The organism is Sphingobium chungangianum (assembly GCF_977014255.1).
This window is the reverse complement of the sequence record NZ_CDRNIV010000006.1, coordinates 906,796-925,085: the sequence shown is the minus strand read 5'-3', so window position 1 is coordinate 925,085 and position 18,290 is coordinate 906,796. Positions and strand designations below refer to the sequence as shown.

Below are 18,290 nucleotides of genomic sequence, written 5' to 3'. Positions count from 1 at the left end.
TCCCTATTTTTTGGATGTTCTTCCGGTCATTTCGGAGACCAGGCGGACACGGCCTTCAGGAAAGCGCCGGTTTCCGCCGTCGGCTTTTCATCGCCGGGCGGAAAATAGCTGATCTTGACGACGACGGTGCGGGATCGCGGATCGACGTAGATATATTGGCCTTGCAATCCCACCGCGCTGTAAGCGCCACTATTGTCCAGCAACCACCATTGCATCGCATAGCCGGTCGGAATGCCCGGCATCTTGTCATCAGCTGGCGCGGACGGCGCCGTCGATGTCCGGACCCAGTCGGCGGGCATCACCTGCCGCCCGTTGGCGCGGCCGCCGTCCAGCATCATCTGGCCGATCCGCCCATAGTCACGCAGCGTGGCGTTGAAGCCAGCGCCGCTGAATTCGCGGCCGGTGCCCGGCTGCCCATCCATGATGTAGAAGCCGTCCTGCTCCGCGCCCAGCGGCTCCCACAATTTCTGCGCGGTATAGCCCGCGACGGTCGTGCCGCTGACCCGTTCGATCAACCAGCCAAGCACAGCGGTGTCGAGCGTCTTGTACTGAAACACGCTGCCCGGTGCATGCAGCCGCTTCACCGTCCGCGCGGCATCGGCAAAGCGCGCGACATTCTTGACCAGCGCGTCGACATGATTGCGCGCCGCGATGCCGGGATTGGCGAAGTCGTAGCGTTCCTCATAATCAACGCCAGACCGCATCTGCAGGATCTGCCGAATGGTTACGCCGTCATATCCGCCGCCCTTCAATTCGGGCAGGTAAGCGGTGATGTCATCGTCCAGCGACTTGATCCGCCCTTCCGACAGCGCACAGCCAACCAGCAGCGACGTGACCGACTTCGTCATGGACCAGCCGATGAAGCGGCTGTTTTCGTCGCTGTTGTTGCGGTAGATTTCGCTGACGATCTTGCCGTCCTTCATCACCAGCAGCGCGTTGGTGTAGGTGCGCTCGAGGAAATCCTGCGCCGTGTAGCGCTTACCCTCGAAAGTGTAGCTGACATCCAGCGGCGCGTCGGCGCGCGGCAGCCGCCAGGGCGTTCCCGCATGGGCGACGGTGCGCGTGGTGAACAGCCGGTCCATGCTGCGGAAGGTCAAGGAATTGATGTCGCCATCCAGCATGTGCCAGCGGGCGATCTGGACGGCAACCGGCACCGTGGATGGTTGTCCGTCGGCCAGCACGGGCGGCAACGTCTGCTGCGCCGACACAGGCTGAGCCGCCGCGCATATGGCGCCAGCAACGAAACTCACAAGATACCCTGATGCTTTGTGCACACGCACATCCTCTGTTTTGGACGAATGATGATTGTCGGTCGCTTCGTGCTTTTTCTGGACCGATGATTTGAAGATCGCGGCTCCCAAATGGGATACGCCGCGCAACCGCCGCTCAGTGCAAATTGCCATGCACCTGAGCGATGACGGAACCGTACAGCTTGGCGACAAGGTCCGCCTGACGGCGACTGTCGGTCTTTTCCAGGATGCGCTTCATCTGAATGCGCACCGTGCCGACCGACACGCCACGGCGATCAGCATAGGCGTTGATCGATGTACCCTGTGACAAGGCGACGGCCAATCGCGCCTCCGCAGGCGTCAGGCCAAATAGCGAGGTGACGTGCCCGGCCGACAACATCGGCGCCTGTGACGGATCGATCAGGATCAGCGCCACGCCGTCCCGGTCATCATCCCATCCCTGCGCCACCGTCGCCTTGAACGCACCGTTGGGCAGTGCAATGACCTGCACCATGCTGTCGTCCAGTTCGCCGAACGCCGCCGTGACCATCTCGTCCTCACGGGCAGGCGACAGGAGCCGCGCCAGCCTCTGACGGCTTTCGGCCGACACCCCGCGCAGTTGGCCATGGTCCAGCATCAGCGGCGCCCCGTTCACCAGCATCGTGGCCGCCGCGCGATTGTGCCAGCGGACCTCGCCGCTGGCGGTGCAGAGAATGACACCGGGGCGCAGACGATCCATGATCGAGGCTAATGTGGCTTGCGCGGCACGCGCCGCCCGCACGGTGGCCGAGACGCGCGACAGGGTCAGAAGATGCGGCGCGATATCCGACAGGAAAGCCGCATCCTTGCCGTCCCGCTCCACCGTGTCGCCAATCTGCCGGTGCAGGATCAGGCTGAACCAGCGCGAGGGTTCGAAATTGAACAGCAGGCCCGACCCGCCCCTGAGGCCAATCTGTGCCAGGCGATGCCGCGTCTCCTGCAATTGCGGCGATGTGGAATCGAAACGCTGCGCGTCGGTGCGGACGGAGAGCTGTGCTTCCAGGCGATCGCGCGGGACGATGGCGAGCCGGGGATTGTCTGGATTGTTGATCCACCGGTCATGCAGGGCGGCGTTCGCGTGGGAATAGCTATCCCGCTCCTGCCACCGCTGTATCAGATGGCCGCCCTCCTGCCGGTAAATCTGCACCGCCGCACTGCGAACGCCAAGGCCAGCACAAATCTGGTCCAACAGCGGCCGCCAGTTTTCTGGACGGTCGCAGCATCCGTAAAGGGCGGGCAGTATCTGCGCGCTGAGATTAGCCTCCATTGCATCCCTCCCTGCTTGCCGCGCATTATTTTTGCTGCGGCGTTAGGCTCCCAAATGACGTGCGCACTGCGGAGATGGCGCGGCCTAGATGACTGCCGCTTCCCCCTCCTCATGCGTGGCATTTTCTTCCTGCTCCAGGACGTCCAGCACGATGCGCAGCGCATCCTGATATTCGGGCGTCAGCAAGCGTGTGTAGCGACGTTCATGCGCGGTCATGATCGCGTCCGCCTCGCTGCGCACATCCTCTCCCTCGGCGGTCAGGCTCAGGGCGAAGGAACGTCCATCGACCGGCGACTTCTGCACCAGGTCCTTCTGGATGAGGCCAGTGATCAGCGGCACCATATTGGCACGCTTGATCCCCAGCATGCGGCCGATGTCGCTTTGGATGCAGCCCGGATTGGCGCCGATCGTCAGGAGGATCGTCGCTTCCACCGGCCGCAACCCGACCAATTCCAACCCCGCGCCCAGCGTCGCCATCATCGCGGAGGAGGAACGCCGCAGCCGATATCCCAGCCGCGAAGCGACGGGATTGATCAGCCTGTTGCCTGAAGGACTCATGCTCATGACTCCCTCATAATGTTATTGCTCAGAACAATCAACATTGATATGCAACATAACATTAGGAGAGGACCTGACACATGTCCGCATCGGAAATTTCCCTGATCATCGGCGGCGAATCGCGCAGTGCCGCATCGGCTTTCGAACGGTTGAACCCGGTCACTGGCGCCGTCGCCACCCGGGCCGCCGCCGCCAGCGCCGAAGACGCCATTGCCGCGGTCGACGCCGCCAAGGCAGCATTCCCCGCCTGGTCGCAAACCGGCCCCAATGCCCGCCGCGCCTTGCTGATGAAGGCCGCCGACGCGCTCGATGCCCGCGTGGGCGATTTCATCAACGCGATGATGGAGGAAATCGGCGCGACCGAGGGCTGGGCGCGCTTCAACCTGATGCTATCCAGCTCTATGGTGCGCGAAGCGGCTGCCCTCACCACCCAGATCGGCGGAGAGGTGATCCCGTCCGACAAGCCCGGCTGCATCGCCATGGCGATCCGGGAACCGGCGGGCGTGGTGCTGTCGATGGCGCCGTGGAATGCGCCGATCATCCTCGCCACCCGCGCCATCGCCGTGCCGCTCGCCTGCGGCAACAGCGTGGTGCTCAAGGCATCGGAACAATGCCCGCGCACCCACGGCCTGATCGTCCAGGCCTTTGTGGAGGCAGGCTTCACAGGCGGCATCGTCAATCTGATCACCAACGCGCCACAGGATGCGGCCGATGTGGTCGGCGCGATGATTGACCATCCAGCCGTGCGCCGGGTGAACTTCACCGGATCGACGCCGGTCGGCCGGATCATCGCGAAACGCTGCGCTGAACATCTGAAGCCTGTGGTGCTGGAACTGGGCGGCAAGGCGCCGCTGATCGTGCTGGAGGATGCCGATCTTGACGAAGCGGTGAAGGCCGCCGCGTTCGGCGCCTTCATGAACCAGGGCCAGATTTGCATGTCGACCGAGCGGATCATCGTGGTCGATGCCATCGCCGAAGCCTTTGTAGAGAAGTTCCAGGCCAAGGTCGGCACCATGGCGGTGGGCGACCCGCGTGAGGGCAAGACGCCGCTCGGCGCGGTGGTCGACAACAAGACAGTTGCTCATGTCCGTACGCTTATCGATGATGCGTTGGCGGCAGGCGCGACACAACTGAACGGCGGCGAGGCGAATGGCGTCTTGATGCCCGCCCATGTCATCGACCGCGTCACGCCGCAGATGAAGCTGTTCCGCGATGAGAGCTTCGGCCCGGTCGTCGGCATCATCCGCGCCCGCGATGAAGTGCATGCGATCGAACTCGCCAACGATACCGAATATGGCCTGTCCGCATCGGTCTTTACCCGCGACACGGCGCGCGGCCTACGGTTCGCTCGGCAAATCCAGTCTGGCATCTGCCATGTGAACGGCCCGACCGTCCATGACGAAGCGCAAATGCCCTTCGGAGGCGTCAAGGCGTCGGGATACGGCAAGTTCGGCGGCCGCGCCGGGATCGACAGCTTCACCGAATTGCGCTGGATTACGATGGAGACCCAGCCCGGCCATTATCCGATTTAACGCTCACTCCCTTCGTCATCCCAGCGGAAGCTGGGATCTCAAGCGGAGAGGCACGATCCAGCCGCACGAGATGCCAGATTTCGCCGACATGACGACCAGAACAAGGACTTTACCATGACCAATTTCCTGCAAGCCGATGGCGTCGAGCAGGCCGAAATCGAAACCGTCGCCTTCACCGTGGAGGACGGCGTCGCCTGGGTCAGTCTCAACCGCCCGGACAAGCGCAATTGCATGTCCCCGCGCCTCAACCGCCAGATGATGCGCGTGCTCGATGAACTGGAGTTTCGCGACGATGTCGGCGTCCTCGTCCTGACTGGCGAGGGTACGGCGTGGAGCGCGGGCATGGACCTCAAGGAATATTTCCGCGAAACCGAAGCGCAGGGCCTGAAGGGCACGCGCGACGCGCAGCGGGAAAGCTATGGCTGGTGGCGCCGCCTGCGCTGGTATCAGAAGCCCACCATCGCGATGGTCAACGGATGGTGCTTTGGCGGCGGCTACGGCCCACTCTTCGCCTGCGACCTCGCCTTCGCGGCGGAGGAAGCGCAGTTCGGCCTCAGCGAAATCAACTGGGGTATCCTGCCCGGCGGCGGCGCGGCCAAGGTAGCTACGGAACTTACCAGCTTCCGCAACGCCATGTACCACGCCCTGATGGGGGAGAATGTGGACGGCAAGACGGCGGCGGAATGGGGCTTCGTCAATGAAGCGCTGCCGCTTGGCGCACTGAAGGGCCGTGTGTCGCAGGTTGCGCAGACGCTGCTGACCAAGAACCCCGTGGCGCTCAAGGCGACCAAGGACGCCATCCGCCGGGTGCGCGAAATGACCTATGACAATGCCGAGGATTATCTGATCCGCGCGCAGGAAGCAGCCAACAGCTTCGACAATGAAGGCCGCAAGGAAGGTATCAGGCAGTTCATCGACGACAAGAGCTATAAGCCGGGTTTAGGCGCGTACGACAAGTCGAAACAGCAGGCCTGAACAGCGGCAAACTGGCGGGACCGATCGAAAAGTCGGCCCGCCCAAACAGTTTTTTGGAGAGACGGACCCATGACGGCCGACATCCTCAATCCGCCCGTCGCCGCCGCCCGCACCGGCAATGCGCTCGACCGGCTGCTCCGCCCGCGATCGGTGGCGATCGTCGGCGCATCGGACAAACTGGGTGCGCTGGGCGCATCCGTCCTGTCCAACCTGACGCGCAACGGCTTTTCAGGCGACATCCACCTCATCAATCCCAAGCGCGCGGAGATCAGCGGACGGCCATGCCTGCCGTCGGTCGATGCCTTGCCCGATGGCGTGGACGCCGCCGTTCTCGCCATACCGCGCGTAGCGGTGCTCGATACGGTGAAGGCGCTGGCCGCGCGCAATGTCGGTGCCGCCGTCATCTTTTCCGCCGGATTTGCCGAAGGTGGTGAAGAGGGTTTAGCGGAGCAACGGGAGATTGCAAGGATCGCGGCTGAAAGCGGCATGGTCGTCGAAGGGCCAAACTGCCTTGGCATGACGAACTTCATTGATCGCGTACCACTGACCTTCGTTGAAACCGACGCGAAGCCGCTGGGCGATCGTCCCGGCATCGGCGTCGTCTCGCAAAGTGGCGCGATGGCCTGCGTCCTGTGCACCACGCTCGCGTCGCGCGATTTGGGCCTTTCCTTCTCCATCTCAACCGGCAACGAAGCTGCATCAGGCGTCGAGGATTATGTCGATTACCTGCTGGAAGACAGCTCGACCCGCGTCATCGCCATGATCGTGGAACAGTTCCGCAAGCCGCAGCGCTTCCTGGCCGCCGCCCGCCGCGCGCGGGCCCTAGGCAAGACCATCGTCCTCCTGCACCCGGGCCGGTCGGCCGCCGCACGTGAATCCGCCGCCACCCATACCGGGGCGATGGCAGGCGACTATCAGGTCATGCGCGTCAAGGTGGAGCGCGCGGGCGTCATCCTCGCCGAAACGCTGGAAGAGCTTGGCGACATCGCCGAAATCGCATTGCGCTGTCCAACCATCCCGGCTGGCGGCGTCGCGGTGCTAGGCGAAAGCGGCGCGTTCAAGGCGCTGACCCTCGACCTTTGCGAAGCGATCGGCCTCGACCTGCCGCAGGTGAATGACGGCAACGCCCCTGCCCTGCGCGCGGCGCTGCCCGACTTCGTGCCCGTCTCCAACCCGCTGGACCTGACCGCACAAGGGCTGGTCGATCCCGACCTCTATCGCCGGACGCTGGCGGCGCTGTTTACCGACGACCGGTTCGGCAGCATCGTCGCGGGCATCATCCAGACCGATCCCGTGACCGTCGGCATCAAGCTGCCGCCCATCCTGCGCGCCGTTGACGAATTGCGGCCGGACAAGCCGATCATCTTCGCCGGGCTGGACGAAGGCGCTCCGGTTCCGTCCAAATATATTGATCAGCTGCGCGCGCTTGGCATCCCCTATTTCCCTTCGACCGAACGCGCCTTCCGCGCTCTGAAGCGCCTCAACGACCATGCGCGTCGGGACTTCAGCGAAGCGCCGACCGCCCCCCTGCCCGCCTCTGGCCTCACCGGGCAGAGCGGCGTCATCCCGGAATATCGCGCCAAGGCGATCCTTGCCCCGCTCGGCATCCCGTTCCCAAAGGGCGCCTTCTGCACCAGCATCGACGACGCGCTCCGCGCTGCGCAAGCGGTCGGCTATCCGGTCGCGCTCAAGGCACAGTCCGCCCGTCTAAGCCACAAGAGCGATGCGGGCGGCGTGGTGTTGAATCTCTCCAACGGCGACGAACTGCGCGCAGGCTGGGACCGGTTATATGCCGATGTCGCCGCCTATGATGCAACCATCGCGCTTGACGGCGTCCTGCTCGAAGCCATGGGCGAGCGCGGCGTCGAACTTATCATCGGCGCAAAGAACGATCCAGACTGGGGGCCAGTCATCCTGTGCGGGTTCGGCGGGGTCACGGCGGAAATCCTGCAGGACGTGCGCCTGATCACGCCCGGCCTCTCGATCGATGCCATCGCCGCTGAACTGGACCAGCTCAAGCAAGCGCCCCTGCTGCGCGGCTTTCGCGGATCACCCCTGCTGGATGTGAAGGCGGCAGCGGGGATTATCCATAGGCTTGGCCGCATCCTTCTCGCCGAACCTTCAATTCGGGAGATCGATCTTAATCCGGTGATCGTCTATCCGCAGGGTAAAGGCGCAATCGCCCTCGACGCCCTCATGCTGACCGCACCGGAAGACGCCTGACCAACAAGGCAATAACCAGATCGACAATCATTTCAGGGGAGGTGAGGATGGCGCAGAACGGAACGGACATCAGGCGATCGCTTGATGAAGCGCCCATGGGCCGCCTGCAAATCGCGGCTGTAGCGCTGTGCATCATGCTGAACGCGCTTGATGGCTTTGATGTTCTGGCAATCAGCTTCGCATCGCCCGGCATTGCCGCGGAGTGGGGCATCGACCGCGCCGCATTGGGCGTCGTGCTTTCGATGGAACTGATCGGCATGGCTGTGGGGTCCGTGCTGCTCGGCGGCCTTGCTGATCGCATCGGCCGTCGGCCCACCATCCTGCTCTGCCTCGTGATCATGGCGACGGGTATGTTGGCCGCGACCTTTTCATTCAGCGTTGTCTCCCTGTCGATGATACGGCTTGTCACTGGCCTCGGCATTGGCGGCATGCTGGCTTGCACCAACGCCATCGTCGCGGAGCTTGCCAACGCGCGCACCCGCAGCCTGGCCGTTGCCCTCATGGCGGCGGGCTATCCGATCGGCGCGATCCTTGGCGGCTCGGCCGCTTCGATGCTGCTGATGTCGGGTGAATGGCGCGACATATTCCTGCTGGGAGGAGTCGTCACTGCAATCTTCTTGCCGCTGACGTTCCTGCTGCTCCCTGAATCGATCGGCTTCCTCCTTCAACAACGCCCGGCCAATGCGCTGGACCGGATCAATCAGCTGATGGGCCGGATGGGACATAATGCACTGGATGCATTGCCTGCTTCAAATGCAGCGGCACCCAAGGCGTCCTTTGCTGCGCTGTTCAGTCCCGGCCTCGCACGCACGACGGTGCTGCTGACGGCCGCCTATTTCTTTCACATCATGACCTTTTACTTCATCCTCAAATGGGTGCCCAAGATCGTCGTGGACATGGGTTATGCACCCTCGTCCGCTGGTGGCGTGCTGGTATGGGCCAATGTAGGCGGCTTGCTGGGCGCGCTTTCGCTCAGTGCCCTCAGTTGGCGGCTGGACGTCCGCATATTGGTGATCGCCGCCCTCCTACTGTCGATGGCAATGGTGACTGTCTTCGGACAGGGACAAGCCAGCCTTTTCGGCTTGGCCCTGGTAGCTGCGGCGGCGGGATATTTCACCAACGCGGCCGTCGTCGGTCTCTATGCTATCATTGCGCAATCTTTCCCAACGGCCGTCCGGGCGGGCGGCACGGGAATAGTGATCGGCTTCGGCCGTGGAGGAGCTGCTTTGGGTCCCATCCTTGCTGGTTTCCTTTTCACTCTCGATTTCAAGCTTCCCGCCGTAGCGCTGACCATGGCATCAGGGTCGCTGATCGCGGCATGCGCATTAGCCCTTCTCGTGACTGGAGGACGGCACGGCAATTCGTCCAAGGTTTACGAATGAACAGCTGTTCCCCTCATTTCCCGACCGCCGCTCGCGCTCTTCTCTGACATCGCCATAAGGAAAAAACTGCCCATGTCGCCACAGCGCTATTCCATGACGGCGATCGCGTTGCATTGGTCGATCGCGGCAGCCCTGAGCTTTCAGCTCATCCTGGGCTGGCAATTGTCCGGCATCGCGCCGGGGTTGGGCCAATTTGCCGCCTATCAGCTGCACAAGTCGATCGGGATCGTCATCCTGCTACTCCCCCTTCTGCGGGTTGGCATCCGCCTGGCCCACCCCCGCCCCCCGGCACTGGCGGATGATCGGATATCTGCGTTCGCGGCAAAGGTGACGCATCAATTGCTCTATGCCGTCATGCTGCTCGCCCCGATCAGCGGCTGGGCGCTGGTCTCAACCAGCAAGCTGCGGGTGCCGACGCTGCTGTTCGGCACGATTGCCTGGCCGCACCTGCCGATCCCTTTTGGCCTCAATGGAATAGCCTATGACACGCATCGCTTGGCGGCTTATGTCCTGGCCGGATTGGTCGTGCTGCATGTCGCTGGGGCTATTCGCCATCAGTTCTACAAGCGCGAGGATCTGCTTGCTCGCATGATCCCGGGTTTGGCGCCGGGGCTTGCGCTGCTGGTTGCGCTAGGAACAGTGGCATTGGCAGGTGCGGCATCATTCTTTCTTACCGGAACGCCCACCAGAGCCGTGGCGCAGCGGCAAGCAACGCCCGCGCCAATCAAGATAGCGCCACCTTCACCCGTTTCCACCCCAGCGCAACGGCCTGCCACGACCCCGACGGCCCCAAAAGCTACGCCGGTGCCAACGGCCAATTCGCAACACCTTCCATTGTCGCGGTGGCGCGTCATGGGGCAGGGAAAGCTCGGCTTTATCGCCATGTGGAGCGGCGCGGCGGTGGACGGATCCTTCCTTCACTGGAAATCGGACATCCGCTACAGTCCAGACGATTTGCCCGGCAGCGCAATCCTGGTGACGATCGACCTGGCCTCCGCCGTCACGGGCGACGCACAACGCGACGAAACGCTGCGAGGCCCCGATTACTTCGACATATCCGCGCATCCGCATGCTGTGTTCCGCGCCAAGGGTTTCCGGCCACAGGGCGGCGACCTGTACGAAGCCAGAGGCATGCTGGACCTGAACGGACGCCGCCGCCCGGTCACGTTACGCTTCACGCTGCATCAGGATGGCGACACGGCCAGAGCCGAAGGCCGAGCAGATCTTGACCGGAACATGTTTGATGTCGGTTCACCCACTGATGAAACGATCGCTGCGAAGGTCACAGTAAACTTCACCTTAACCGCGCACCGGCAGGACCTGTGATCAGGCGGGTTTCGACGCAATTCCCAGGGAGCGCCTTGTCATTCAGTTTTCTCAAGACGAAAATTGCCGTTCTTTTCCTCGCGTCACGCCGCCTTTAGGCGCAAGCCGACATAATTTTCCGCAAATGACGTCTGCGCCGCTTGGGAACGACGAATATAGTCGATCTCGGCCGCCTGAATGACTAACCGGCTGACGCCAGTAGGATCAGGCGGAGAGGCTGAAGCCGTTTTGCGGCTATTCTTTATTGAGTCCAACCCCTCCCGTACGGGTCACCCCTCTCTCATAAATACACCTCGAACGCTCGTAATTTCAGCGCCGTTCGGCACGTTTGTGACATATGGATCGAACCAACTTGCGTCTCTGTCGTTTGATGTTGGGCAATTGTGGAGACGAACCATGCGTAACACATTCTTATTGATGGCAGGATTGGCAGCCGCTGCCAGCGTCGGCGGCTGTTCTCGTGAAACGACGCGCGATGGACTGCGGGGTGCAGGTATCGGCGCAGTCGGTGGTGCGGTAGCAGGTGCGATCGTGCCTGGGCTTGGTGTTGCTGAAGGCGCGGCGATCGGCGCTGCGGGTGGTGCTGTCGTAGGTGCGGCCACGTCCGATGGACAACGCCGGTGGGAACGTGACCGTCGCGGCCGCGAATATTATATCGATCGCAACGGCAACCGCGTTTACCGCTAACGCAATATCGCCGCGCGTTGCGCGCGGCATTCAATGACATGACAGCATCTTGGGCGCAGCGATGGCAGGGCCGGGGCAGAATCGTCCCCGCTATTGCGGCGCTCTTGGTCAACGCCGTCATCGGCTATGCATTGATAATTGGCCTTCGAGCGCCTTCGCTATTACGCTCGGCGATAGATAGCACCCCTTTGGCGTTGTTCAATCTGAAGCCCCCCACGCCGGACCAACCCAAACCTCCCCAGCCTAAGGAAGCTCGCGAATCCAAACGCGAAGGCGGCGCTGCGTCCGGATCTCCTCCACGCGCCGAGAAGGTGCGAGATCAACCGCCGCGCCCTCCCATCGTTGTCGCCCCGTCGCCCATGATACATACCCCTGCTCCGACCCTGCCCACCGCGCCGACAACCGCCATGGCGAGCGGTGCGCGCGGCGCGGGTATTGGAGCTACCCCCGGCTTTGGCAGCGAATCCGGCGGCACTGGAACCGGCACTGGCCGGGGGGATGGCGACGGGGGCGGTTTCTCGCGAGCGCGCCAAACCGGCGGCCGCTTTCGCAATTCGGATTTCCCTGGCTCCTTACGCGACGTAGGCCGCGTGACGATCGGCGTGCGATACGCCATCGGTCCTTCAGGACAGGTCGATAGATGCGAAGTTATCGAAGGAAGCGGCTATCCGGAGATTGACGCGATGACCTGTCGCGTCATCATGGAACGATACCGTTTTCGCCCTGCCCGTGATCCCGATGGATATGCCGTTACTGAGGTGAGGGAAGAGGATTATCGCTGGCGTGTGCGCTAAAAGCGACAGCAACTAGACAACCAGCATCGACACCCACCACCCGGGGAAGGCCGCGACCGCCAGACATGTGCCGAGCGGCACCCGCGTCGCTGCCGTTATCTTGCGACCCAACGCGACACTTGCCAGCACCGCCACCAGACCAATCCCCGCAGCCATCAGCAGGACGAACGGCAGCGCCTGCCATCCAAACCACGCCCCAAGACCGCCCATCAGCTTTGCATCGCCCAGGCCCAATCCTTCGCGCCCGCGCGCCATCCGATAGCTGACCGCCACCGCCAGCAGAACGCCATATCCTCCTGCTGCCCCGATCACTCGATCGGGCAGCACCGCATCCGTCACCCACAGGCCCAGTGTCAGTCCAAGGAACGCCAACGGCAACGTCAGCGCGTCCGGCAACCAGAAATGCCGCCAATCCAGGATCGCCAATGTCAGCAGCAGCCATCCAAGCAAAGCCCATCCAGCCCCCACCAGCCCCGGCGCCAGACCGCAGGCGAGCGCCCCGATCACCGCGCACCCCGCCTCCATGCGCCCGTGCAGCGTTGCGATCTTCCCGCCGCAAGTCCTACACCTGCCTCGCAACAGCAGCGCACTTATCATCGGGACAAGGTCGACCGCGCTCAACACCCGCCCGCAGCTATCGCAGGTCGACCGTCCGCGCATGACGCCGCGACCCTCGGGCCAACGCAATATCAGCGTTCCCAAAAAGCTGCCCGCGATCGCCCCTGCAACCGCGCCCAGCCCCGCCCACAGCGGATCGATCACAGCGTTCCTTCGACCTTCAGCACCCGCGCGCCGCTTGTCCCCGCAAAGCCAACCTTCGCCAGCGCATCGCCGAGCGCCGCGTCCGCCGTCTCCACCCGCATCTCGGCAACATAGCGCCCTGACCGCCATATCCGCAGGTTGATCTTCTCCAGCCCAGACTGGCTCACCAGCGGCAGCAGCAACGCCTCGCCATCACAACTCGCCACGCCGGACAGCCCTTGCGTCAGGTTGAGACCCGGGAACTGCCCCGCCATCTGCGCCCGCACCCGACCCTCGGCATGGCCGCAGCGATCGCCGGAAAAATAAGCGGTCACATCCTCCATCGCCAAACTCGCGATCGGCAGCGGCGCAAAGCTGCGCCCGAGCGGCACCGTGCCCGTCACATCATCAATGCCCACGCGCCCAAAACCCACGGTCAGCGCGCCGCTCAGATCATCCGCCGCGCCCTGCCGCCGCCATATGTCGAACCGCGCCCGCCCCATCAGCAAAGACACCGGCGATAAAGCGGCATTCACCGACCCGACCGGCATCGTGCCCAGCATCAGCTGATCGATCCGCCCGCTCCAAAGCGTCCCTCGCACCTCCCGCGCGGCGACGCCCAGTCGTTCCAGCCCAGAAAGCCCCAGCGCAATCCGCATCGGCATGAACAGGATAAGCCCGAACGCCAATAACAGCACGATCGCAACCCGCGTCCGCCGCGACCAGCCCAGCCGTGTCATTGCCCAGCCCCCCGCACAAGCACCGCCTGCACCGAAACGCTACCCGCCGTCGGGGATGGCCGCGCGCTCATCGTCTCCACCTGCACGCCCTCCGCCTCCAGCGCCGCAAGCCAGGAAAACAGCGCAACCGGCCGCACAGACGCCATCGCAATCTCGATCCGCGCGCTGCCCTGCGCCTCCGCCCGCTCCAGCGTCAGCCCAGCCTCGCCCGCGCTCTGGCTCACAAGCTGGTCGATCGCCGTCCCGGAACTCGCCGCAACCCGTCGCGGCAATGTCTTGAGCAACTTCACCTTCGCCCGCATCGCCGCATTGCGATCGGTCGCGGCGAGCAGCCCTTCACGTGCCGACCGCTGCGCCGAAGCCAGCGGCCCCACCACGCCCAGCCACAGCACCACCACCGCCAGCAGGGCGAACATCACGCCCAGCATCCATTGCTCGCGCGGCGATCTCTCGCCCCACATGGTTCTTACCGATTCCATCATGATCGCACCGTAATATCAGCCAGCGCTCGCCCGCCCGGATCCTGCGAAGGCGTCGCCGTGATGGTGAAGCCCGCGCTCTGCAACGCCAGCAGCACCGTATTGATCTCATCCACCTTCGCTGCTGCCAGCGTCGCCCGGATCATCCCGTCCGGATCGCGCGACAGCGCCGTCATCGACACGCCCGGCGCCTCCTGCAAGGCGCTCAGCAAGCCCGCAACCGGCGCGGTAAAGGCATAAGCCCCCGCCCCGCGCTCCGCCAGTTGCCGCTCAATCTCCGCCTCGGCCTGCGTCAAGTCACCCGCACCCGGCACCACCTGCCGCGCCAGCGCCAGACTCTCCGCATCCAGATTGCTCGCCGCCACATGCTGCCGCACCAGAACCGTCAACGAAATCATCAGGCTGATGAGCAGGATCAGCCCGCTCCACAGCAGGATGCGACGCAGCACCGCCTTGTCCGCCACCCGCCGCACCCGCTTGGCAAAATCCCCCTGCCGCAGGTCCAGCGGAGGCCGCTCCAAAGCCTCAACCGCCCGCGCCTGCAACAGATCGGCAGGCACATCCTCAATCACCGCATCGACCGCCAGCACCGAAGCCAGATCGCCACCAAAAGCAACGTCACTCCCCCGCAACACCGCCTCGCCATCCAGCGCGCCACGCACAAAACCCTCGACAGGCTCCGGCAACAATAACGGCGCAGGCACGATGATGTCCGGGTCCAACCCATGATGCTGCGCCCAGAGCAGCCAATGCTGCATGTCACTCCTCGCCGCGACCGCAACGACATGCGGCCGCGCCGGATCGTCATTCTCATCCCCCGCCGCAAACAGCTGGTCGGAAGGCACGATCCCCCCGCCAGCGCCGCTAGCCGCGCCGCCGCCCGACCCTGCCGTGGCGCAAGCTCAGGATACTCCGCCCAATGCAACGTCACCATCGCAGCAGGCGGCACCAGCATCACCACCGCATCGGCAGGCAACGCCGTCAAGCCGCAAGCGGCCAGCCAGTTTGCCCCCCTGCCGCTCCGCGCCACAGCGCCATCGACAACGCGCATCCACAGCGGCTCGCCCGCTTCGGGCAGCGCCACGATCAGTCCATCCCGCACGCTCACGCGCCGCTTCCCCAGCTACGGCGGATCAACCTCGCCGGGCTCTGCCGGGCATCAATCATCGCCCGCTCCACCACCTGCGTTCCCCCAACGTCCACCGTCACGTCCACCCCGAAAAATCCTGTCGTCAACTTGACCTGATTGGCCGCTTCCTCAAGCGGATTGATGCCTTGGCTGGCAAGCGGAGCCCAGAATTGCACCGTGCTGCCGTAACCCTCGGCGGGCCGCTGCGCCAGATATTGGCGTGCCTGCGCCACGCTGACCTGCCCCTGCAACAGCATCGCGAACAGCACTGCCTGATCGGGCAACAGCGTGTTGACGTTGATCGGCGACAAATCCGCCGTCGGCAACGCGCAAACCCACGGCCGCGCCAGATCATAAATGACAGGCGTCACCCCATGAACGGCTCGCAGTTCACTCGCATCCACCATGAAGCGATTGGCCGTGCGATAGGGCCGCGCCGCCTGCGCATAAACCTCGTCCTCCGCGCCGCCCGGCTGCGGCACGCTGTCGCTGTCGATCCAGTCGGCCAGCGACGCTGCCGCCACCTGCGCCTGCCGCGCATCGACGCCCAGCGCCTGCAACAGCGCCTGAAATTGCGACACGCCGACCGGGCGCACCTTCAAATTGGACTCATTCTCGCCAGCCACCACGCTGTTGAGGTTGAAGCAATTGCCCGCATCACTCACCCGTGCACTCGCCACTCCACCGGGAACAGCGACCGGCTGCGGCGTCCCCATCCAGTTTCCCGCCAACGTCGTCTTGCCCGGATTGGCCGCGACCAGATCACCGATCCGCAACCGCGCCATCTCCGCCCCGGCATCGGCAAAGGCGCGCGCCTGATCCACCGCGCCACTATTCCCAGTCATCCGCGTAGCCAGCGCCAACCGCTCCAACGCCGTAGAGGCAACCACAGCCATCACCGCGACCAGCAGCAATACGGTCAGCAACGCGGCCCCCCGCTCGCCCTTTTTCCCGGGATCAGGCACCAGCCATCTCCCCTTCCAGCTTCTCTGCAGGCCCCGGCCCGACCAGAAAGCGCAAGGTGACAGGCGCTTCACCCGTGCGCGTCACCGTCATTTCAACAGCGCGCGGCATCAGGTCAGGCTGCGTCGGTATCCACTCGCCACGCCACTCCCCCTGCTCATCCCGAAAGCGCAGCGCGACATCATCGACATGGTCCAGCAGGGTCGCCGGATCGTCGCCCGCCGCACCATCTACCTGTGCATAGGTCCGCCGCTCCAGCCGCCCCTGCCGCACCCAATATTCCACCTTCTGCAAGGAAGGCCGAGGCAAATCGCCCAGATTGTCCCAGCCCCCCCGCACGAACTGCATCACCGGCACGGCCTCGCCCTCACGATGCGACCAGAATGCAGGCGCCAGCGTCCCCGCTTCCGTGCGGCTGATACGCGGCACCGCCTGCCCAAGATCGGCAGCCAGCGCGCCACCTGCCCGCTGCACGGCCGCCATGTCATCCAGCCGCGCCTTGACCTGCGCCTGCGCCGACACGCTGTTCCCCAGCAACAGCACACCCGCCGCCGCCAGCATCGCGAATATCATCAGCGCTACCAGCAGCTCTATCAACGTAAAGCCCGCCTGCCCGGCCGGCCCTCCGTTCGCTTCGAGTGAAGCCTGTCCTGAGCCCTGTCGAAGGGTCGAGCAGCCTGATGCGCGACTGAAATCCCTGCTGGCTATGGCGCGCATCACTGCACCACCCGCACAAAGCTAAGCACAACCGGCGAAGCCCCCACCTGCCCATTCACGGTCAGATCAACCTGCAACAGCCGCTTGTCGTTAGTAGCCTTGACCGTCCGCACCCAATGCCAGCGCCGTCCGCCATTATCGACATCACCCTCTTCGCTGCCCAGCGAGGGCCGCGCAGGATCGGTCTGCACCTCCACCATCAGGTTACGCGCGACAATCTGCCCCAGCGCCTTGCTGTCGAGATCGGCCGCCGTCCGCAACGTCACCCCCTGCAACCGCACCAGCGCCAACGCAGCCAGACTGAACACCGCCAACGCCACCAGCATCTCCAACAGCGTAAAGCCTCGCTCACCCGTTGGAGCCGACCTTTCACCCGTTCGGGCTGAGCTTGTCGAAGCCCCTTCTTTTCTTCCAGCAGAGCTACCGAAGATACCAAGCCTACCCACCGACCATGACCTTCCCCGCCATATCAACGGTCACGGAAACCCGCTCCGCCTCTCGCGCCAAAGTCACCGTCATGGCATCAGTCGGCAGCCCGGTCCCATCAAAACCAATCTGTTGCCGCCCATCCTTGCCAACCAGCGCCCGCGTCCCCGCCTTCCAGTTGGCCGTCACGAACGGCTTCTCCTCCAACGGCACCCATTGCGCCCCATCCCGCCGCTGAAAGCCATAGCCCGACGCGGACACCCACACCCCCATCGGTCGCGCGGTAACGACCGCTTCGTCGCGCGCGGCAGCAACGCGCGCGGCAAAGCGATCGGCATCCTCGACAACCCGCCCGCGCGGGTCGGGCATGGCAAGTACCACCGCAGCCGAGATGAAGCCGATGATCGTCAACACGACCATCAACTCGATCAGGGTAAAGCCATTGGCGATCGGGCACTTATCCCCGTTCAGGCTGGGCCTTTTGACAGGCTCAGCACAGGCTTTGCCGAAGCCCCCCACGAACGGAATAAACCGCGCCTCAAAGCTCGCTGGAATAAATATCCGCATTCTCGCTCTCGCCGCCCGGCTGGCCGTCCGCACCCAGCGAACTGATATCGAACGCGCCCTTCCGCCCCGGCACCGCATAATGATAGGCCCGGCCCCACGGATCATCGGGCAGCTTCTTGATATAGCCACCCCGGCGATACCGCTGCGGTTGCGCCAGCGAGGCGGGCGGGTTGATCAGCGCCTGCAACCCGTCAGTCTGCGAAGGATAGCTCAGATTATCGAGCCGATACTGCTCCAGCGCCTGCTCGATCGTCGCAATATCCGCCTTCGCCTTCTCCACCCGCGCCGTATCGGTCGCAGGAATGACGTTGATCGCCACAATCGTCGCTAGTAGCCCGATGATGACGATCACCACCATCAACTCGACCAGCGTGAAGCCATTTTCGATCGGCCGACGAACCAACCCCTCCCCGTTCGGGCTGAGCTTGTCGAAGCCCTTCTCTTCTTCTGAAGTAAAGGAATGCCCTTCAACAGGCTCAGGGCGAACGGAGTCTGGCTTCAATCTAGACATAATCA

Annotated in this window: 17 protein-coding genes and 2 pseudogenes; 7 read left to right on the top strand and 12 right to left on the bottom strand. The window is 63.9% G+C overall.

Annotation, left to right across the window (positions count from 1 at the left end; genetic code table 11):
* Positions 1-26 precede the first annotated feature (26 nt).
* The 3 genes from ACWNC0_RS11595 to ACWNC0_RS11585 all read right to left on the bottom strand — a co-directional run bounded on the left by ACWNC0_RS11595 (position 27) and on the right by ACWNC0_RS11585 (position 3,099).
* Positions 27-1,250 (bottom strand): serine hydrolase domain-containing protein, encoded by a 1,224-nt coding sequence (locus ACWNC0_RS11595; protein WP_449471730.1) that lies wholly within the window; start codon positions 1,248-1,250, stop codon positions 27-29.
* 136 nt (positions 1,251-1,386) lie between these two features.
* Complete coding sequence (locus tag ACWNC0_RS11590) at positions 1,387-2,535, bottom strand: helix-turn-helix transcriptional regulator (protein WP_449471728.1); 1,149 nt, start codon at positions 2,533-2,535, stop codon at positions 1,387-1,389.
* 84 nt (positions 2,536-2,619) lie between these two features.
* The gene (locus ACWNC0_RS11585) at positions 2,620-3,099 is read right to left on the bottom strand and encodes a MarR family winged helix-turn-helix transcriptional regulator (protein WP_449471726.1); all 480 of its coding nucleotides are present in this window, start codon (positions 3,097-3,099) and stop codon (positions 2,620-2,622) included.
* 74 nt (positions 3,100-3,173) lie between these two features.
* On the opposite strand from ACWNC0_RS11585, the gene ACWNC0_RS11580 reads away from it, so the two are divergent.
* From ACWNC0_RS11580 to ACWNC0_RS11550, 7 genes are all read left to right on the top strand, one after another.
* Positions 3,174-4,625, top strand: a complete 1,452-nt coding sequence (locus ACWNC0_RS11580; protein WP_449471725.1) for an aldehyde dehydrogenase — start codon at positions 3,174-3,176, stop codon at positions 4,623-4,625.
* 114 nt (positions 4,626-4,739) lie between these two features.
* Complete coding sequence (locus ACWNC0_RS11575) at positions 4,740-5,600, top strand: p-hydroxycinnamoyl CoA hydratase/lyase (protein WP_449471723.1); 861 nt, start codon at positions 4,740-4,742, stop codon at positions 5,598-5,600.
* Between the two features lie 69 nt (positions 5,601-5,669).
* Positions 5,670-7,823, top strand: a complete 2,154-nt coding sequence (locus ACWNC0_RS11570) for an acetate--CoA ligase family protein (protein ID WP_449471721.1) — start codon at positions 5,670-5,672, stop codon at positions 7,821-7,823.
* Between the two features lie 47 nt (positions 7,824-7,870).
* Positions 7,871-9,205 (top strand): MFS transporter, encoded by a 1,335-nt coding sequence (locus ACWNC0_RS11565; protein ID WP_449471720.1) that lies wholly within the window; start codon positions 7,871-7,873, stop codon positions 9,203-9,205.
* Between the two features lie 72 nt (positions 9,206-9,277).
* A complete protein-coding gene (locus ACWNC0_RS11560) occupies positions 9,278-10,531 on the top strand; it encodes a cytochrome b/b6 domain-containing protein (RefSeq protein WP_449471719.1) in 1,254 nt (417 codons plus the stop codon).
* 396 nt (positions 10,532-10,927) lie between these two features.
* Entirely contained in the window at positions 10,928-11,218 is a 291-nt protein-coding gene (locus tag ACWNC0_RS11555; RefSeq protein ID WP_449471718.1) for a hypothetical protein, read from the top strand.
* Positions 11,219-11,577: 359 nt separating this feature from the next.
* On the top strand, positions 11,578-12,012 hold the full coding sequence (locus ACWNC0_RS11550) for an energy transducer TonB (RefSeq protein ID WP_449471717.1): 435 nt from the start codon (positions 11,578-11,580) through the stop codon (positions 12,010-12,012).
* Between the two features lie 12 nt (positions 12,013-12,024).
* Here ACWNC0_RS11550 and ACWNC0_RS11545 read toward each other — a convergent pair whose 3' ends face one another.
* From ACWNC0_RS11545 to gspG, 9 genes and pseudogenes are all read right to left on the bottom strand, one after another.
* Positions 12,025-12,774, bottom strand: a complete 750-nt coding sequence (locus ACWNC0_RS11545) for a prepilin peptidase (protein ID WP_449471715.1) — start codon at positions 12,772-12,774, stop codon at positions 12,025-12,027.
* Complete coding sequence (gspN, locus tag ACWNC0_RS11540; RefSeq protein ID WP_449471713.1) at positions 12,771-13,493, bottom strand: type II secretion system protein N; 723 nt, start codon at positions 13,491-13,493, stop codon at positions 12,771-12,773. Before gspN ends, ACWNC0_RS11545 begins: the two co-directional genes overlap by 4 nt.
* Positions 13,490-13,975, bottom strand: a complete 486-nt coding sequence (gene gspM / locus ACWNC0_RS11535; protein ID WP_449471711.1) for a type II secretion system protein GspM — start codon at positions 13,973-13,975, stop codon at positions 13,490-13,492. The genes gspN and gspM overlap by 4 nt, the downstream gene beginning before the upstream one ends.
* Positions 13,972-15,080 (bottom strand): annotated as a pseudogene (gspL, locus tag ACWNC0_RS11530) (type II secretion system protein GspL). Before gspL ends, gspM begins: the two are co-directional and overlap by 4 nt.
* Positions 15,077-16,066, bottom strand: a complete 990-nt coding sequence (gene gspK, locus ACWNC0_RS11525; RefSeq protein WP_449471710.1) for a type II secretion system minor pseudopilin GspK — start codon at positions 16,064-16,066, stop codon at positions 15,077-15,079. Before gspK ends, gspL begins: the two are co-directional and overlap by 4 nt.
* Positions 16,059-16,781, bottom strand: coding sequence for a type II secretion system minor pseudopilin GspJ (gene gspJ, locus ACWNC0_RS11520; RefSeq protein ID WP_449471708.1), 723 nt, complete (start codon positions 16,779-16,781; stop codon positions 16,059-16,061). Before gspJ ends, gspK begins: the two co-directional genes overlap by 8 nt.
* Positions 16,781-17,134 (bottom strand): annotated as a pseudogene (gene gspI, locus ACWNC0_RS11515) (type II secretion system minor pseudopilin GspI); the annotation flags it as partial. The pseudogene gspI and the gene gspJ, both read right to left, overlap by 1 nt.
* 85 nt (positions 17,135-17,219) lie before the next feature.
* The gene (locus tag ACWNC0_RS11510) at positions 17,220-17,678 is read right to left on the bottom strand and encodes a GspH/FimT family pseudopilin (protein ID WP_449474604.1); all 459 of its coding nucleotides are present in this window, start codon (positions 17,676-17,678) and stop codon (positions 17,220-17,222) included.
* Between the two features lie 67 nt (positions 17,679-17,745).
* On the bottom strand, positions 17,746-18,285 hold the full coding sequence (gene gspG / locus ACWNC0_RS11505; protein ID WP_449471707.1) for a type II secretion system major pseudopilin GspG: 540 nt from the start codon (positions 18,283-18,285) through the stop codon (positions 17,746-17,748).
* Between the last annotated feature and the right edge of the window lie 5 nt (positions 18,286-18,290).

Bases quoted from the DNA above. Each gene is read 5' to 3' on its own strand.
- ACWNC0_RS11555 (WP_449471718.1), top strand. From the start codon at position 10,928: ATGCGTAACACATTCTTATTGATGGCAGGATTGGCAGCCGCTGCCAGC.
- ACWNC0_RS11560 (WP_449471719.1), top strand. From the start codon at position 9,278: ATGTCGCCACAGCGCTATTCCATGACGGCGATCGCGTTGCATTGGTCG.
- ACWNC0_RS11575 (WP_449471723.1), top strand. From the start codon at position 4,740: ATGACCAATTTCCTGCAAGCCGATGGCGTCGAGCAGGCCGAAATCGAA.
- gspM (WP_449471711.1), bottom strand. From the start codon at position 13,975: ATGATGGAATCGGTAAGAACCATGTGGGGCGAGAGATCGCCGCGCGAG.
- gspJ (WP_449471708.1), bottom strand. From the start codon at position 16,781: ATGCGCGCCATAGCCAGCAGGGATTTCAGTCGCGCATCAGGCTGCTCG.
- gspG (WP_449471707.1), bottom strand. From the start codon at position 18,285: ATGTCTAGATTGAAGCCAGACTCCGTTCGCCCTGAGCCTGTTGAAGGG.
- gspN (WP_449471713.1), bottom strand. From the start codon at position 13,493: ATGACACGGCTGGGCTGGTCGCGGCGGACGCGGGTTGCGATCGTGCTG.
- ACWNC0_RS11550 (WP_449471717.1), top strand. From the start codon at position 11,578: ATGATACATACCCCTGCTCCGACCCTGCCCACCGCGCCGACAACCGCC.
- ACWNC0_RS11580 (WP_449471725.1), top strand. From the start codon at position 3,174: ATGTCCGCATCGGAAATTTCCCTGATCATCGGCGGCGAATCGCGCAGT.
- ACWNC0_RS11590 (WP_449471728.1), bottom strand. From the start codon at position 2,535: ATGGAGGCTAATCTCAGCGCGCAGATACTGCCCGCCCTTTACGGATGC.
- ACWNC0_RS11585 (WP_449471726.1), bottom strand. From the start codon at position 3,099: ATGAGCATGAGTCCTTCAGGCAACAGGCTGATCAATCCCGTCGCTTCG.
- ACWNC0_RS11570 (WP_449471721.1), top strand. From the start codon at position 5,670: ATGACGGCCGACATCCTCAATCCGCCCGTCGCCGCCGCCCGCACCGGC.
- ACWNC0_RS11565 (WP_449471720.1), top strand. From the start codon at position 7,871: ATGGCGCAGAACGGAACGGACATCAGGCGATCGCTTGATGAAGCGCCC.